The 15,593-nt window shown below is 71.5% G+C and carries 16 protein-coding genes; 7 read left to right on the top strand and 9 right to left on the bottom strand.

What is annotated here, in order from left to right:
* The first annotated feature begins 2 nt into the window (after positions 1 to 2).
* Complete coding sequence (locus tag ACO2TI_RS08140; RefSeq protein ID WP_423283421.1) at positions 3 to 1,229, top strand: M20/M25/M40 family metallo-hydrolase; 1,227 nt, start codon at positions 3 to 5, stop codon at positions 1,227 to 1,229.
* A gap of 55 nt (positions 1,230 to 1,284) precedes the next feature.
* A complete protein-coding gene (locus tag ACO2TI_RS08145) occupies positions 1,285 to 2,739 on the top strand; it encodes an NCS1 family nucleobase:cation symporter-1 (RefSeq protein WP_423283422.1) in 1,455 nt (484 codons plus the stop codon).
* Positions 2,740 to 2,751: 12 nt separating this feature from the next.
* Here the strand turns inward: ACO2TI_RS08145 and ACO2TI_RS08150 are convergent, their stop codons facing one another.
* On the bottom strand, positions 2,752 to 4,008 hold the full coding sequence (locus ACO2TI_RS08150; RefSeq protein WP_423283424.1) for an MFS transporter: 1,257 nt from the start codon (positions 4,006 to 4,008) through the stop codon (positions 2,752 to 2,754).
* Positions 4,009 to 4,186: 178 nt separating this feature from the next.
* Here ACO2TI_RS08150 and ACO2TI_RS08155 point away from each other — a divergent pair, with 178 nt between their 5' ends.
* Entirely contained in the window at positions 4,187 to 5,734 is a 1,548-nt protein-coding gene (locus ACO2TI_RS08155) for an ATP-binding protein (protein ID WP_423283426.1), read from the top strand.
* A gap of 22 nt (positions 5,735 to 5,756) precedes the next feature.
* Here ACO2TI_RS08155 and ACO2TI_RS08160 read toward each other — a convergent pair whose 3' ends face one another.
* Both ACO2TI_RS08160 and ACO2TI_RS08165 read right to left on the bottom strand, forming a co-directional pair.
* Positions 5,757 to 5,894: a hypothetical protein gene (locus ACO2TI_RS08160; RefSeq protein WP_423283428.1), complete on the bottom strand. Its 138-nt coding sequence runs from the start codon at positions 5,892 to 5,894 to the stop codon at positions 5,757 to 5,759.
* A complete protein-coding gene (locus ACO2TI_RS08165) occupies positions 5,891 to 7,177 on the bottom strand; it encodes a tetratricopeptide repeat protein (RefSeq protein WP_423283429.1) in 1,287 nt (428 codons plus the stop codon). The genes ACO2TI_RS08160 and ACO2TI_RS08165 overlap by 4 nt, the downstream gene beginning before the upstream one ends.
* A gap of 112 nt (positions 7,178 to 7,289) precedes the next feature.
* On the opposite strand from ACO2TI_RS08165, the gene ACO2TI_RS08170 reads away from it, so the two are divergent.
* The 3 genes from ACO2TI_RS08170 (at position 7,290) to ACO2TI_RS08180 (ending at position 10,201) form a co-directional block, all read left to right on the top strand.
* The gene (locus tag ACO2TI_RS08170; RefSeq protein ID WP_423283430.1) at positions 7,290 to 8,381 is read left to right on the top strand and encodes a GlxA family transcriptional regulator; all 1,092 of its coding nucleotides are present in this window, start codon (positions 7,290 to 7,292) and stop codon (positions 8,379 to 8,381) included.
* Positions 8,335 to 9,204 (top strand): urease accessory protein UreD, encoded by an 870-nt coding sequence (locus ACO2TI_RS08175; RefSeq protein ID WP_423283431.1) that lies wholly within the window; start codon positions 8,335 to 8,337, stop codon positions 9,202 to 9,204. The genes ACO2TI_RS08170 and ACO2TI_RS08175 overlap by 47 nt, the downstream gene beginning before the upstream one ends.
* Before the next feature lie 76 nt (positions 9,205 to 9,280).
* Positions 9,281 to 10,201, top strand: coding sequence for a hypothetical protein (locus tag ACO2TI_RS08180; RefSeq protein WP_423283433.1), 921 nt, complete (start codon positions 9,281 to 9,283; stop codon positions 10,199 to 10,201).
* Here ACO2TI_RS08180 and ACO2TI_RS08185 read toward each other — a convergent pair.
* From ACO2TI_RS08185 to ACO2TI_RS08205, 5 genes are all read right to left on the bottom strand, one after another.
* On the bottom strand, positions 10,173 to 11,144 hold the full coding sequence (locus tag ACO2TI_RS08185; RefSeq protein ID WP_423283434.1) for a Bug family tripartite tricarboxylate transporter substrate binding protein: 972 nt from the start codon (positions 11,142 to 11,144) through the stop codon (positions 10,173 to 10,175). The genes ACO2TI_RS08180 and ACO2TI_RS08185 overlap by 29 nt on opposite strands.
* Before the next feature lie 14 nt (positions 11,145 to 11,158).
* The gene (locus ACO2TI_RS08190) at positions 11,159 to 12,178 is read right to left on the bottom strand and encodes an NAD(P)H-dependent glycerol-3-phosphate dehydrogenase (RefSeq protein WP_423283435.1); all 1,020 of its coding nucleotides are present in this window, start codon (positions 12,176 to 12,178) and stop codon (positions 11,159 to 11,161) included.
* Between the two features lie 17 nt (positions 12,179 to 12,195).
* Complete coding sequence (gene secB / locus ACO2TI_RS08195) at positions 12,196 to 12,678, bottom strand: protein-export chaperone SecB (protein ID WP_423283436.1); 483 nt, start codon at positions 12,676 to 12,678, stop codon at positions 12,196 to 12,198.
* A 90-nt stretch (positions 12,679 to 12,768) separates the two neighbouring features.
* Positions 12,769 to 13,035: a glutaredoxin 3 gene (gene grxC / locus ACO2TI_RS08200; protein ID WP_423283438.1), complete on the bottom strand. Its 267-nt coding sequence runs from the start codon at positions 13,033 to 13,035 to the stop codon at positions 12,769 to 12,771.
* 91 nt (positions 13,036 to 13,126) lie between these two features.
* Positions 13,127 to 13,552 (bottom strand): rhodanese-like domain-containing protein, encoded by a 426-nt coding sequence (locus ACO2TI_RS08205; RefSeq protein WP_423283439.1) that lies wholly within the window; start codon positions 13,550 to 13,552, stop codon positions 13,127 to 13,129.
* A 131-nt stretch (positions 13,553 to 13,683) separates the two neighbouring features.
* Here ACO2TI_RS08205 and gpmA point away from each other — a divergent pair, with 131 nt between their 5' ends.
* On the top strand, positions 13,684 to 14,427 hold the full coding sequence (gene gpmA / locus ACO2TI_RS08210) for a 2,3-diphosphoglycerate-dependent phosphoglycerate mutase (RefSeq protein ID WP_423283441.1): 744 nt from the start codon (positions 13,684 to 13,686) through the stop codon (positions 14,425 to 14,427).
* 4 nt (positions 14,428 to 14,431) lie between these two features.
* On the opposite strand, the gene ACO2TI_RS08215 is transcribed toward gpmA, so the two are convergent.
* The gene (locus ACO2TI_RS08215) at positions 14,432 to 15,577 is read right to left on the bottom strand and encodes an HD-GYP domain-containing protein (protein ID WP_423283442.1); all 1,146 of its coding nucleotides are present in this window, start codon (positions 15,575 to 15,577) and stop codon (positions 14,432 to 14,434) included.
* Between the last annotated feature and the right edge of the window lie 16 nt (positions 15,578 to 15,593).

The raw sequence follows: 15,593 nt of genomic DNA on the forward strand, positions 1-15,593 counted from the left end.
CCATGAACCTGCACCACCAACTCGACACCTGGATCGACGCCAACTTCGACGAGGAAGTGCGCTTCCTGCAAGCCCTGGTGCGCGTGCCAACCGACACGCCGCCGGGCAACAACGCGCCGCACGCCGAGCGCACGACCGAGCTGCTGCGCGCCTTCAGCTGGCAAGTCGAGCGCTACCCGGTGCCGGAGACCGAAGTGCGCGCCTACGGGCTCGAATCGATCACCAACCTGATCGTGCGCCGCCGCTTCGGTGCCGGCGGCCGGACGATCGCGCTCAACGCCCACGGCGACGTGGTGCCGCCCGGCGAAGGCTGGACGCACGACCCCTACGGCGCCGAGCTCGCCGACGGGCGCCTCTACGGCCGCGCGGCGGCGGTCAGCAAGAGCGACTTCGCGACCTACGCCTTCGCGCTGCGCGCGATCGAGTCGCTCGCCGCTCCGTTGAACGGCGCCGTCGAGCTGCACTTCACCTACGACGAGGAGTTCGGCGGCGAGCTCGGCCCGGGCTGGCTGCTCGCCCACGGCCTCACGAAACCCGACCTGCTGATCGCCGCCGGCTTCAGCTACCAGGTGGTCACCGCGCACAACGGCTGCCTGCAGTTCGAGGTCGCGCTGCACGGCACGGCCTCGCACGCGGCCTATCCGGAAACCGGCGTCGACGCGCTGCAGGCCGCCAACAGGCTGCTCACCGCGCTCTTCGCGCACAACGACGTGCTGCGCTCACGCCGCTCGCAGGTCGCGGGCATCACGCACCCCTATCTCAACGTCGGCCGCATCGAAGGCGGCAGCAACACCAACGTGGTGCCCGGCAAGGTGGTGCTCAGGCTCGACCGCCGCCTGATTCCCGAGGAGGACATCGGCGCGGTCGAGGCCGAGGTGCGTTCGCTCATCGAGCGCACGGTCGCCGCCTCGCCGGGCATTCGCCTCGAGATCCGGCGCCTGCTGAAGGCCAACCCGCTGAAGCCGCAGCCCGGCAACGCGCCGCTGGTGCAGGCGATCCAGAGCCACGGCCGCGAGGTGTTCGGCGTCGAGATCCCCGAATGCGGCACGCCGCTTTACACCGACGTGCGCCTGTACGGCGCACACGGCGTGCCGGCGGTGATCTACGGCGCCGGGCCGCGCACGGTGCTGGAGTCGAACGCCAAGCGCGCCGACGAGCACCTCGTGCTCGAAGACCTGCGCCGCGCGACCAAGGTCGTTGCGCGCTGCCTGCTCGACCTGCTGTCGTAGCCCAACCGTCGTCGTAACCCGGGCCGAGGCCCACGTGGAAGAGGAGCGCTTGCGAATGGAAATCCAGAACCCGTCACCGGCCCTCTACAACGAGGACCTCGCGCCCGCGAAGCAGCGCAACTGGGGCGCCTTCAGCATCTTCAACGTCTGGACCTCGGACGTGCACAGCCTGTGGGGCTACTACCTCGCGGCCAGCCTGTTCCTGCTGTGCGGCAGCTTCGTCAACTTCATCGTCGCGATCGGCATCGGCTCGCTGGTGATCTTTGCGCTGATGAACCTGGTGGGCTACGCGGGCGTGAAGACCGGCGTGCCCTATCCGGTGCTCGCGCGCGCCTCGTTCGGCATCTGGGGCGCCAACGTCCCGGCGCTGGTGCGCGCCATCGTCGCGTGCTTCTGGTACGGCGCACAGACCGCCGCAGCCTCGGGCGCGATCGTCGCGCTGCTGATCCGCAGCGAAGGCTTCCTGCAGTTCCACCAGACGACGCACTGGCTCGGGCATTCGGGGCTGGAGGTGATCTGCTTCGTCGTGATCTGGGCGCTGCAGCTGCTGATCATCCAGCGCGGCATGGAGACGGTGCGCAAGTTCCAGGACTGGGCCGGCCCCGCCGTGTGGGTGATGATGCTGATCCTCGCGGTGGGCCTGTGCGTCAAGGCCGGCGGCTTCTCGTTCAGCCACGCGATCCCGATGGACGTGCTGCTCGACAAGACCAAGGACGCCGGCGTCAGCGGCCAACCGGGCTCGTTCGCGGCGCTCGCCGCGGTGGCGGCCACCTGGGTCACCTACTTCGCGGCGCTGTACCTGAACTTCTGCGACTTCTCGCGCTACGCGCCGGACAAGAAGACCGTGCGCACCGGCAACCTGTGGGGCCTGCCGGTCAACCTGATCCTGTTCTCGCTGGTCGCCGGCGTGACGACGATCGCGGCCTACCAGGTCTACGGCGAGGTGCTGCTGCACCCCGACCAGATCTCGGCCAAGTTCGACAGCTGGTTCCTCGCGCTGCTGGCTGCGCTGACCTTCGCGGTCGCGACGCTGGGCATCAACGTGGTGGCGAACTTCGTCTCGCCGGCGTTCGACTTCGCCAACGTGTTCCCGAAGCAGATCGATTTCAAGCGCGGCGGCTACATCGCGGCGCTGATCGCGCTGGCGCTCTACCCCTTCGCGCCGTGGGAGGGCAACGCGGCGAGCTTCGTCAACGCGATCGGCGCGACGATGGGTCCGCTGCTGGGCATCATCCTGGTGGACTACTACCTGATCCGCAAGGGCGAGATCGATGTCGCCGCGCTCTACCGCGAGGACGGCGAGTTCCGCTTCCAGGGCGGCTGGCACGTGCCGGCCTTCGTGGCCGCCGGCATCGGCACGCTGTTCTCGAGCATCCTGCCCAACTTCACGACGCTGCTGCCCGGCTGGTGGGGCACCTACGGCTGGTTCTTCGGCGTCGCGATCGCGGCGGTGTCGTACTGGCTGATCCGCTCGCTCGTGCCGGCCGCGCGCCCGCGCCTGGCCACCTGAACGCAGCGCCGATCAGGCCGCGGCGGCCACCGGCCGCCGCCGGTTGATCGCCACCGCCGCCACGACCGCGAACACCACCGCGCCCAGCGTGCTGAGCGCGGCTTCGGTGTAGAGCATGCCGCCGGCGCCGAAGCGCCCGTGCGCCCAGCCGTCGATCATGATCATGTAGGCGATCGGCATGTTGGCCAGCGACGAGAACATCGTGTACTTGGTCGCCGCGGCGCCGCCTTCGATGACTTCGAGCACCACCGCGGTGTAGCCGGTGTAGGCCAGGCCGCCGGTGAACGCGTAGATCAGCGAGAAGACGATGAACATCGTCTCGGTGCGCGGCGCGAGCGCCATGGCCAGCGCGCAGGCCGACTGCGTGAGGCCGAACAGCAGGTAGGCGGTCTTTCGGTCCATGCGGTCGCACAGCGGGCCCGCGACCCAGCAGCCCAGCGCAGCGACCAGGCCGCTGAGCACGCCGCCCACGGTGGCCACCGTCGTGGCGCTGGCATGCCAGTCGTCGGCCACCGCGGCGCCCAGGCCCATCGCGGCGCCGGTGCCCAGCGGCATCAGGCAGATCAGCGCGGCCAGCCAGCCGGAGCGCGTGCGCAGCACCTGCCAGAGGTCGCGCAGCGCCTCGAACATGTCGCGCAGCGGGCGGCCGGTGGCGCTGGCCATCGGCGGCGGCTCGCGCAGCGGCTTGAGCGCCAGCGTGCACAGCACCGTGCCCAGCGCCAGCACCGCGCCGGCCATCCAGGCCTCGGGCAGCGTGCGCGTCAGCCACAGGCCGAGGCCGCCGCCGATGCCGCCGCCGATCATGTTGCCGGCCTGGAACCAGCCGGCGACGCGACCGCGCTGATCGGGCGGCGAGTCGTGCGCCATCAGGCTCTCGATCGACATCACCAGCAGCGTGATCGCGATGTTGGACACGCCCACCACGAGGTACATCCAGGGCAGCGCGGCCGGCGTGGCCGGGATCGCCGCGGTCGCGAAGAAGCCCAGCGCGCTGACCACCGCCATCGAGCGGTACCAGCCCTTGCGCGTAAAGGTCGCGTCCGCGACCGGCGCCCACAGAAACTTCCAGGTGTGCGGCAGGAAGCTGAAGGCCACCAGCCCGGCCACCTGCTCGACGCTCAGGCCGGCCTGCGAGAGCTCGTAGGCGATCGCGGTGGTGAGAAAGCCCGACAGCGCGCCGAAGGGCAGCACGAGGATCAGGTAGACGATCGGATGGGTGGCGCGGGCGTGGCTTGTGGCCAGGTCCGGGCCGTGGGCGGCGAGGGTCATGGGAAGGTCGCTGGTGGCGATGGGAAGCGAGGATAGCGGCGCAGGCTGACGGCGCGCCGCCGGCCGAGCAGCGCCCTGGCGCGGGCCGCGGCACGCGGCTTGCCATGTCGCCTGCGTAGCGCTGCGTGCGCGGAACGCAGCAGCCGCCCCGCTTCCGCCTCGATGGGACCGATGCGCCGTGAACTCCGCCGCGCCCGCCTCCGATCCGGATCCCGGCCAGCACCTGCTGGTGGCGATCGAGCAGATCAAGGACTACGCGATCTTCGCGATCGACTTGGACGGCCGCGCGACGACCTGGAACCAGGGCGTCGCGCGCGTGCTCGGCTACGCCGAGGCCGACTTCGTCGGCCGTGACGTCGGCAGCGCGATCTTCACGCCCGAAGCGCTCGACGACTGCGTGCCGCAGCGCGAACTCGAGGAGGCAGCGCGCGCCGGCCAGGTGAACAACGACCGCTGGATGCGCCGCAGCAACGGCGATGCGTTCTACGCCGCCGGCATCACGACGGCGGTGCGCGACGCGCGCGGCGAGCTGGTGGGTTTCGTGAAGGTGATGCGCGACCAGACGCAGTGGAAGCAGCTGCAGGAGCGGCTGCAGCAGGCGGTCGAGGCGCTGGCCGAGGCCGACCGCCAGCGCACCGCCTTCATCGCGATGCTCGGGCACGAGCTTCGCAATCCCCTGGCGCCGCTGCGCAACGCGGTTCATCTGCTGCCGCAGGTGGCGGGCGATCCCCAGCAGCTGCAGGGCCTGGCCGAGATGATGGAACGGCAGGTCGCCCAGATGGGGCGGCTGATCGACGACCTGCTCGACGTCAGCCGCGTCACGCAGGGCAAGATCGAACTGCGCCGCGAGGCGGTGGAGCTCAACGCGATCGTGCGCAATGCCGTCGACGTGGCGCTCGCGCAATGCAAGCCGCTGCGTCACCAACTGACCGTCACGCCATCGCTCCAGCCGGTCTACCTCAATGCCGACGCGGCGCGGCTGACGCAGGTGGTGGTCAACCTGCTGAGCAACGCCTGCAAGTTCACTCCGCCGGGCGGGCGCATCTGGGTGTCGGCCGGGCGCGAGATCGGCGAAGCGGTGCTGCGCGTGCACGACACCGGCATCGGCCTGGAGGCACACGAGCGCGGGCGCATCTTCGAGATGTTCACGCAGGTGGACAGCTCGGTCGAGCGCAGGCAAGGCGGGCTGGGCATCGGCCTGGCGCTGGTGCGGCGCGTGATCGAACTGCACGGTGGGTCGGTGCATGTCGAGAGCGCGGGCCGCGGTCAGGGCAGCGAGTTCATCGTGCGCCTGCCGATCACGCGGCGCGACGGGCCGCCGCCGGCCGCCGCGCCGGCCGCGCCGGTTCACACGGTGCGTCGGCGCGTGCTGGTCGTCGACGACAACGAGGACGCGGCGCGCAGCCTGGCGGCGGTGCTGCAGCTCAAGGGCCACGAGGCGATGCTGGCCCACGACGGCGCGACCGCCGTGCGGCTGGCGCTGGACGAGCGTCCGGACGCCGTGGTGCTGGACATCGGCCTGCCGGTGATGAGCGGGCTGGAAGTCGCGCGGCGGATCCGCCGCGAGCAAGGCGCGCACGCGCCCTTCCTGATCGCACTGACCGGCTGGGGCCAGGAGGAAGACCGCAGCCGCTCGGCGCAAGCCGGTTTCGACGCACACCTCGTCAAGCCGGTCGACCCGCAGGCGCTCGAGCGGCTGCTGGGGTCGCTCGATCAGGAACGATGACGCCGATCTCGGCGTGCGAGCCTCAGCGGCAGAGGGTGCGCCCGCACGGCAGCGCGTCGCCACCCTCCTCGACCGCCGGCCGGCGAGGATCGCCGCACGCCGCCGCGACGCCCACCAGCGTGGCCAACAAGGCCGCGCCGATCAGCGCGAGCGGCCTCATGAGGCCAAGCCCTGGCGCCGCGAGCGCGCCGCCGCCGCGCGCTCGGCCTCCAGCGCGGCGACCAGGCCACTGCGCCCGCCGCGCCGTGCGGCGGCGATCAGCGTCTGGTCGAGCAGGTCGCGCTGCGCGTGGCTGCCGCCGAAGCGGTGCGCGATGTTGCGCACCGGGCGCAGCAGCTCCACGCTGCGCGCGAAGTCGCCGCTCGCGTAGGCGATCACCGCCTGCGTCGCCGGCGCGCCGACCTCGCGCGTGAACGCGGCGTTGTCGTCGTCGCGCGCCATCGCGGCCTGCTGCGCGGCCAGCAGCTCGTTGAGCTGCGCATCGCGGCCGGCGCGCACGAAGGCCATCGCCGCATGCAGGTCGTTGAAGGCGTAGTTGCCGCTGCCCGCCGCCGGTGCGAAGCGATCGGCCACCGACTGCCAGCGCGCGCCGACATCGACGCCGGCCAGCTCGAGCCGCCACAGCAGCGCGGCCGAGTCGATCAGCTCCATCACCACGGCCGAGCCCGCGCCGTCGATCGGCCCGTCGAACAGGGCCAGCACCTCGTCGGTCTCGCCGCGCGCCAGGTGGTACAGCGCCAGGTGCCACCAGTTGTGCACGCCGAGGAAGCTGCCCTGCTGCCAGCCGGCGTTCGCGCGCATCCAGCGCACGCCTTCCTGGGTGCGGCCTTGCATCTCCATCACGTGCGCAACCGCGTGCTGCGCCCAGGCGTCGCGCGGCTCCAGCTCGACCGCGGCGCGGCCGAGCCGCTCGGCCTGGGCGTAGTCGCCGCACTCCTCGAGGCCGAAGGCATGCATGCCCAGCACCGCGTGCCAGCCCGGCGTGGCGCTCGACCACGCCGGCATCGCGCGCGCGATGCGGTCGCGCAGCATGCGCGCGTCGCCGGTGAAGAAGTCGAGCTGGTGGCCGGCCTGCAGCGCCAGCACGTCGCGCGGGTAGGCGATGTTCAGGTCCTCGAGCGCGCGCCCGGCGGCATGCCATCGGCCGTTGGCCCACAGCTCGATCGCGCGCAGGTGGCCGGCCTCGCGCTCGGTGTGCGGCAGCACGCGCGCCGCGGACAGCGCCTCGCGCGCGACCGGCAGCGCCGGCGCCTCGGTGCCGAGCACGTGCAGCCAGGCGCGCAGCACGTGCGCCATCACGCACTCGGGTGCGGCCGCCAGCGCTGCGTCGGCCGAGGCCAGCGGATCGACCGCATAGCAGCGCATCTCGTACAGGCCGCGCTCGAGCAGGTCGATCGCCTGCGCGTTGCAGCCGGACAGTTCGTATCCCACGGAATCCTTCATCGCCATCTCCACCAAAAGCAGGACCGGGTCGACGTGCCCGGCGCTGCGAATGGTGGTGCCCGCGAGAGCCGTCCACTAAAGTCATTGCGGCAACAAAACGGACATTTCGGCCATGACCGTCGAACCAGCGTTGCGCGTCGCGCTCGTCGCCGTCCCGGCCACCACGGCCTCGACGCTGATGGGCCTGTACGACCTGCTCGCCGGCGTGCGGCGCGACTGGCACATGCTGCTGCACGGCGCCGAGGTCACCGCGCCGATCGAGCCCTTCGTCGTCAGCCGCGACGGCCGGCCGCTGCGCTGCGCCAATGGCGTGCTGGTCGAGGCGCATGCCGCGATCGCCGACGATCCGCGCCCCGACGTGGTGGTGATCACCGACCTCGCGATCCCGCCCTGGGAGCCGCTGGGCGAGCGCTACGACCTCGAGGCCGACTGGCTGCGGCGCTGCCACGCCGCCGGTGCGACGCTGGCCTCGGCCTGCTCGGGCGCGGTGCTGCTGGCGCGCACCGGGCTGCTCGCCGGGCTCGAGGGCACCTCGCACTGGGGCTACTGCGAGGCGCTGCAGCGCGACTACCCCGACACGCGCTGGCAGCCCGAGCGCGCGCTGGTCGCCGCCGGCATCGGCCAGCGGCTGGTGATGGCCGGCAGCGGCACGAGCTGGCATGCGCTGGCGCTGTTCCTGATCGCGCGCTTCGTCGGCGCCGAGGAGGCGATGCAGGTCGCGCGGCTCAACCTGCTGGACTGGAGCACGACCAGCCCGCTGGCCTATGCGGCAATGGCGCGCACCGCGCAGCTCGCCGACCCGGTGATCGCGCGCTGCCAGGAGTGGGCCGCCGAGCATTACCGCCATGAGGCGCCGGTCGCGACGATGGTGCAGATGAGCGGCCTGGCCGAGCGCAGCTTCTCGCGCCGCTTCGCGCAGGCCACCGGCCATGCGCCGCTGGAGTACGTGCACACGCTCAGGCTCGAGGAGGCCAAGCAGCTGCTCGAGTCGGGCGACCTGCCGATCGAGGCGGTCGCGTTCGAGGTCGGCTACCAGGACGCGAGCTTCTTCGGCCGGCTGTTTCGCCGCAAGGTGGGGCTGACGCCGGCGCAGTACCGGCGGCGCTTCGGTGCGCTGGCGCGGCGACTGCGCGACGTTTCAGGAGAAGATGCGGGCGATGAGCTGGCACGCCCGACTACGACTCGACTATCGCCTCGACCCTGATGCCCCCGCCCCGCGCACCATCGGCCGCGCGGCGCACGAAGGCCCGCTGCGCGTGCTGCAAAGCCTCTACCCCGAGGGCCCGGCCACCTGCCACCACGTGATCGTGCATCCGCCCGGCGGCATCGTCGGCGGCGACACGCTGGAGGTCGATGCGCGGCTGGCCGCCGGCACGCATGCGCTCGTCACGACGCCCGGCGCGACGCGCTTTTACCGCAGCGGCGGCGCGAGCGCGCGGCAGCAGGTGCTTGCCCGCGTCGATGCCGCCGCGCGGCTCGAATGGCTGCCGCTCGAAACCCTGGTGCACGACGGCGCACGCGCGGCCAACACGCTGCGATTCGAGCTGGCGCCGGGTGCCTCGATGATCGGCTGGGACCTGCTCGCGCTGGGCCTGCCGGCCGCCGGCGAGGCCTTCGCACGCGGGCGCTTCGAGCAATCGATCGAGCTGGCAGGCGCGAACGGTGGCGACTGGCTCGAGCGCGGCGTGCTCGACTTCGACGACCCCGCGCTGGCCGAGCTCACGCGCCGCCGCCTGGCCAGCCCGCTCGGCTTCGCCGGCCACGCGGTACTGGCCACCGCCTGGTGCGCCTTCGGCGAGCCGCTGCCCGACGCGCGCCGCAACGAGCTCGCCGAAGCCGCGCGCGCCGCCTGGCCCGCCGACGCGCCCACCATGGGCTGCACCTCGCCGCAGCCGCGCGTCATCGTGCTGCGCGCGCTCGCCGCGCGCGTGGAGCCCTTGCATGTCGCGCTGCTGCAGGTATGGGCGGCGTGGCGGCGCGCGCTGTGGGCGATCGAGCCCTGTGCGCCGCGGGTGTGGAGAACCTGAGGCAAGCCCCGAACACTCCTGCGACGGACCGATGCGGCATCGTGGACGATGGCGAACAATGAATCGAGGAGGAGCGATGCACAGGAGGCTGCCGATCGAACTTCGAATGCAAGCTCGGGAGACGGGCCTCGCGTCCAAGCTCTTTGGGGGCACGCTGGTCGTGTTCGCGACGTTTGCCGCCCATGCGCAGACCTTGTCGGAGCGATTGCCGGATCGGCCCCCAGATGCCGACGCTGCCTCTCAGATCGGCATCAGCTGCAAGCACGCTCGTAAAGGTCCGGACTTCCCAAGCGAGGCGCTCAGGCGGGGCATTTCAGGCGTCGTACGGGTCGAGACCCGGATAGAGAACGGTCGTCCCGTCGATGCCACCATTCTCTCGGGGCCATCGGTCTATCACGGAGTGGTGCGCCGCTATGTGATGGCCTATGACTGCTCCGCACATCGAAACCAGGGCCAGCTGACCGTGCAGCAGGAGTTCGATTTCAGAGTCGATCCGGCGCCGCCGTCCCTCCTTGCCCCCGTCACCGAAGACGATCACCGGTTGGCTGGCACGGTACTGGGCTCGATCGCCCTGGACAGAAGCTACGCCGACTTGGCGGCCGAGGACCGTATCGCCGTACGTTCGCTGTACGAAGCGCTGCCCGAGGACGTCGTGCCGCCATACCCGGTGGGCGGGCCCTTGGCCATCTATCGTGTGATCGGATTCGCCCGGGGTCTCGTGCGAACGACGTCGAAATCACTGTCGATGTTCGTCACGATCGATGAGCATGGCAGCGCGACGCACGTCGAAGTCGTCGGCGCCGCCGAACCTGCGATGGTCGAGATGGTGTCGGGATTCGTCATGAAGCAGCAGCGCTTCACGCCGGCTCGATGCGCCGGTCAGCCGTGCACGATGCAGTTTCCGATTCGGGCCACGTTCGTCCGTGACACGCCGGCATCCGCCGGCTCCATGGCCTCGGATGCCACCCTTACTCCGCCCGCAGCCCCGCGGCCCTGATCACCTGCCCCCAGCGCTCGCGCTCGCTCTTCATCAGCGTGGCCAGCGCTTCCGGCGCGGTGCCCGCGGCGCTGAAGTACTGGCCGAGGATGGCCGTGCGCACGGCCTCGCTGCGCACGATCGCGATCAGCTCGCGGTTCATGCGCTCGACGATCGGCGTCGGTGTCGACGCCGGCGCGAGCACCGCCTGCCACGAGATCGCCTCGAAGCCGGGGAAGCCCTGTTCGGCGACCGTGGGCAGCTCGGGCAGCGCGGCGCTGCGGCCCGGCGTGGTGACCGCCAGCGCCTTGAGCTTGCCGGCGCGCACCTGGCTCATCGCGATCGCCGGCACCATGAAGCCGGCCTCCACCTGGCCACCGAGGATGGCGTTCACGACCTGCGGGAAGCCCTGGTAGGGCACGTGCAGCAGGTCGATGCCGGCACGCGCCTTGAACCACTCCATCGCGAGGTGGGCCGCGCTGCCGGTGCCCACCGAACCGTAGGCGAGCGCGCCTGCGCGCGCCTTCGCGAGCGCAACGAACTCCGCCAGCGTGTTCACGCCGAGCGCCGGGTCGACGATCAGCACGTTGGGCGAGGTGGCGACCAGCGTGACCGGGCGCAGCTGCCGCGCCGGGTCGTAGGGCAGCGACTTCGCCAGCAGCGGCGCGGTGACCAGCGGCCCCTGGATCGTGAACAGCCAGGTGCTGCCGTCGCCGTCGGCCTTGGCGACCAGGCCGGTGCCGATGTTGCCGCCGGCACCGGGCTTGTTGTCGACCACCACCGTCTGGCCCAGGCGCTGCGCGAGCGGCTCGGCGATCAGCCGCGCGATGATGTCCGGTGAGCTGCCGGGCGGAAACGGCACGACGAGGCGCAGCGAACGGCCCGGCCAGTCGGCGGAACGCGCCGGTGCGGCGAGCGCCGCGAGGGCGCCGGCGGCGAGCCAGCGGCGCCGGGTCAGTGGCATGGGGACGGGCTTCTTCAGTGCTCGGCGCGTGCGCCGCGGCTCATCAGCTGCGCCAGCGCGTCGGCCGCGCTGGCGCGGCCTTCCAGCACCGCGACGACCGCCGCGGTGATCGGCATCTCGACGCCCAGCGCCTGCGCGCGCGCCAGCACGGTGGGCGCGCTGAGCACGCCCTCGGCGACGTGGCCCAGGTGGGCCAGCACGTCGGACAGCGCGCGGCCCTGCGCGAGCTGCAGGCCGACCGTGCGGTTGCGCGAGAGCGCGCCCGTGGCCGTGAGCACCAGGTCACCCAAGCCCGACAGGCCCATGAAGGTGTCGGCACGCGCGCCGAGCGCGATGCCCAGGCGCGTCATCTCGGCCAGGCCGCGGGTGATCAGCGCGGCGCGCGCGTTGAGGCCCAGGCCCGGTTCGCGGCCGCCGGGCTGCGGCATGCCGTCGCAGATGCCGGTGGCAATCGCGAGCACGTTCTTGACCGCGCCGCCGACCTCGACGCCGACCGGATCGCTGGAGGTGTAGATGCGAAGCGCGTCGGCGTGGAAGGCCGCGACCGCACGTTCGGCGAGCGCGGCATCGGCGCTGGCCGCGACCAGCGCGGTCGGCTGGCCGCGCGCGACCTCGAGCGCGAAGCTGGGCCCCGACAGCACGCCGCTGGCGAGCCGGGGCGCGACCTCGCGCGCGATCTCGTGGCCGAGCGCGCCGGTGCCGGCCTCGAAGCCCTTGCTGAGCCAGACCACGCCGGCGCCGGCCGGCAGCGCCTGTGCGCAGCGCGACAGCATCTCGCGCAGCCCGGCCATCGGCGTGCCGATGACGACCAGGCCATCGCCGCCCGCGTGAGCGAGCGCGGCGTCGAGTTCATGGCCGATGGCCAGCGCGCCCGGCAGCTTGACGCCGGGCAGGTAGCGCTCGTTGGCGTGTGCCGCGGCGATCGCCGCGGCCTGGGCCGCGTCGCGCGCCCACAGCAGCACCTCGTGACGGTTCGCGGCCTGCGCCGCGAGCGCGGTGCCCCAGGCACCGGCGCCGAGGACGGAGATCCTCATCGCCGCCGCGGGAAGCCTCAGGCCTGCGTGATGATCGGCGAGCCGCCGCCGTTGGGCGTGCCGCCTTGCGCCTGGGCCTGCTGCTGGGCCTCGTACATGGCCTGGAAGTTCACCTCGGCCAGGTGCACGGGCGGGAAGCCGGCGCGCGTGATGACGTCGGAGATGTTGCCGCGCAGGTAGGGGTAGACGATGCCGGGGCAGGCGATGCCGAGCACGGGGCCCATCTGTTCGTCGGGCAGGTTGCGGATCTCGAAGATGCCTGCCTGCTTGCCCTCGACCAGGAACAGCGTGCGCTCGCCGAGCTTGGTGGTCACGGTGGCCGTCACGCTGACTTCGAACAAGCCGTCGGCCACGCCCTCGACCGCGACGCCGAGGTTGATCTCGACGGCCGGCTGGCTCTGCTCCATCAGGATCTGCGGCGAGTTGGGCTGCTCCAGCGACAGGTCCTTGAGGTAGACGCGCTGGATCTGGAACACGGGGTTAAGGTCTTGCTCGGCCATGAGGGTCTTCCGGCGTTTCTCGCGAAAAGCAAACGGCCCGCACGCCACCGGGTGCGGGCCGAGGACAGACGGCGATTATGGCCTGAGGGCTCAGGCGATCGTGGCACGCAGCAGCGGCTGCAGGCCGCCGCGCTGGTCGAGCGCCATCAGGTCGTCGCAGCCGCCGACGTGGGTCTCGCCGATGAAGATCTGCGGCACCGTGCGGCGGCCGGTCTTTTGCATCATGGCCGCGCGCTGGGCGGGATCGAGATCGACGCGGATCTCCTCGATGGCCTCGACGCCGCGCTGCTTCAGCAGCGCCTTGGCACGCTGGCAGTAGGGGCAGACCAGCGTCGTGTACATCCTGACGACTTGCATGGAATCGAACGAAAGCAAACGCTAGGCCTGAATTGTCATCGAGGCGTCACGGCCTTGCCGCCGGCAAGGCTTGTGCAATCGTGATAAGTGCTCAGGCTGTCGACGACTTCTCGGTCGGCAGTTGCGCTTCGCGCCACGCCGCCAGCCCGCCGGCCACCGCGCGCACGTTGGCATGGCCCAGCTTGCTCAGCGTGGCCACCGCGCGGCGCGCGCGCGCGCCGGTCGGGCACATCACCAGCACCGGCAGCTGCTTGTTCGACGGCAGCGACTTGTGGCCGCCCTTGTCGAGCTCGCCCAGCGGCACGTTGCGCGCGTTCAGCGCATGGCCGCTGGCGAACTCGGAGGGCTCGCTGACGTCGATCAGCACCGCCTTCTCGCGGTTGATCATCAGCACCGCCTCGGACGGCGACACGGAGGCCGCGCCGCCGCCCGAACGCGAGATCGCAGGCCACAGCAGCAGCAGGCCGGACACGGCCGCGGCAAGGAAGAGGTACCAGTTCTGGAGGAAGAAGCTCACGGTCTGCTCGCGCCGAAGGGGCGCGTCGGGTGGTGGGCCGCCGGCGTCAGGCCGGGCGGCGAAGACCGCGATTCTAGAATCCGGCGTTTTCCGTCCCCTCACCTTTCCACTGCGCTCACGCTCGCCCTGCCATGTACATGCTCGTGCTGATCCGCCACGGCGAATCGACCTGGAACCTCGAGAACCGCTTCACCGGCTGGACCGACGTCGAGCTCACCGACACCGGCGTCGCCCAGGCGCAGGAGGCTGGTCGCCTGCTCAAGGAAGGCGGCTGGGAATTCGACGTCGCCTACACCTCGGTGCTCAAGCGCGCGATCTGGACGCTGTGGCTCGCGCTCGACAAGATGGACCGCACCTGGCTGCCGGTGGTCAAGGACTGGCGCCTCAACGAGCGCCACTACGGCGCGCTGCAAGGCCTCAACAAGGCCGACATGGCCAGGCAGTACGGCGACGAGCAGGTGCTGGTCTGGCGCCGCAGCTACGACACGCCGCCGCCGGCGCTGGAGCCCACGGACCCGCGCAGCGAGCGCGCCGATCTGCGCTACGCCAAGCTGGCGCCCGAACAGGTGCCGCTGACGGAATGCCTGAAGGACACCGTCGCGCGCGTGCTGCCGCTGTGGAACGAGACGCTCGCACCGGCGATCCGTTCGGGCCAGCGCATCGTGATCGCCGCGCACGGCAACTCGATCCGTGCGCTGGTCAAGCATCTGGATGGCATCAGCGATGCCGACATCGTCGGCGTGAACATCCCCAACGGCATCCCGCTGGTCTACGAGCTCGATGCCGACCTCAAGCCCTTGAAGAAGTACTACCTCGGCGACGCCGAGGCGGCCGCCAAGGCCGCGGCGGCGGTGGCGAACCAGGGCAAGGCCTGACGACTCAGCTCACCAGCCCGAACAGCCGCTCCGGCGGCACGCGCAGCACGGCGCGCTGGTTGCGCGCGGGGCCGGCGATCGCGAACTCCGCGCGTGATGTGTCGCGCCGCACGGTGTCGACGATGGGCATGCCGTCGCGGTTGGTGATGGCAGCGACGAGCGGCGTGCCGACCGTCGCGCCGCGGCGCACGACCACGGCCGCTTCGCCCGACTTGAGTTGGACGAACGCGCCCGGCGGGTGGATGCCGAACTCCTTGACCAGGGCCGCCGCGAACGGGCTGCCGCCTTCTTCGGCGAACAGCTGGCGCTCGGCCTCCTGCACCGTCTGCGCCGGCCGCTGCGCGCGCGGGCTGATCTTGGCCATGAAGACATCGGTCTTGCGCAGCATCGCGCCGAGCGGATGGGTCAGGGCCACGCCGTTCGGATAGCCGCGGCCGTCGGGGCGCTCGTGGTGCATCGCGACGGCGGCCAGCCAGTCTTCATCGGTCACGCCCGCGGCGGCCAGCGCGAGCGCCGCGGCCTGCGGATGCGCGGCGAGCGCCTGGCGCTGCTGCTCGGTCGGGCGGTTGCCGTGGGCCGCGAGCCGGCCCTGCAGCTCGACGATCGCGAGGTTCATCGTCATGGCGGCCTTCAGCAGCGAAAGCTGCGACGCCTCTTCCATGTTCATGCGCTGGGCCACCAGCAGGCAGGCCAGCGCGGTGTGCAGGCTGTGCGTGAGGCCATAGAGCGCCAGGCGGCGGGGATCCTGGCGCACGGCGAAGTAGATCGCGATGTCGGGGTCGCGCTGCACCAGCGCGACGAAGGCGCGCGCGAGTTCGTCGGCACGCTGGGGGAAGCCGGGGTCGCCGATGCCGCGCAGCAGGCGGTCGAGGCGCCAGATCATCTGCTCCCAGCTGTCGAACAGGGTGAGCGCGCGTGCGGGGGCGTCGTCGGACTTGCCGCCCTTGGCCTTGCGCAGTTCCTCGGCGTCGACGTAGGCGCCGCGCTCGAGCAGCGCGTCGAGCTGGTCCTGGTCCTGGATCACCTGGCCACGCGCGAGCAGGAGCTTGCCGTGCTCGTCGCGCACGCCGAAGGGCAGCGGCTGGCCGACTTGAACCTGGTTCTGCACGAGGCGCAGCAGCCGCAGCGTCGTGGTGTCGGCGGCGCTCATCGCGAAGGCAGGAGGC

The sequence above is a fragment of the Caldimonas sp. KR1-144 genome, assembly GCF_049446155.1.
Lineage (GTDB): Bacteria > Pseudomonadota > Gammaproteobacteria > Burkholderiales > Burkholderiaceae_C > Rivibacter.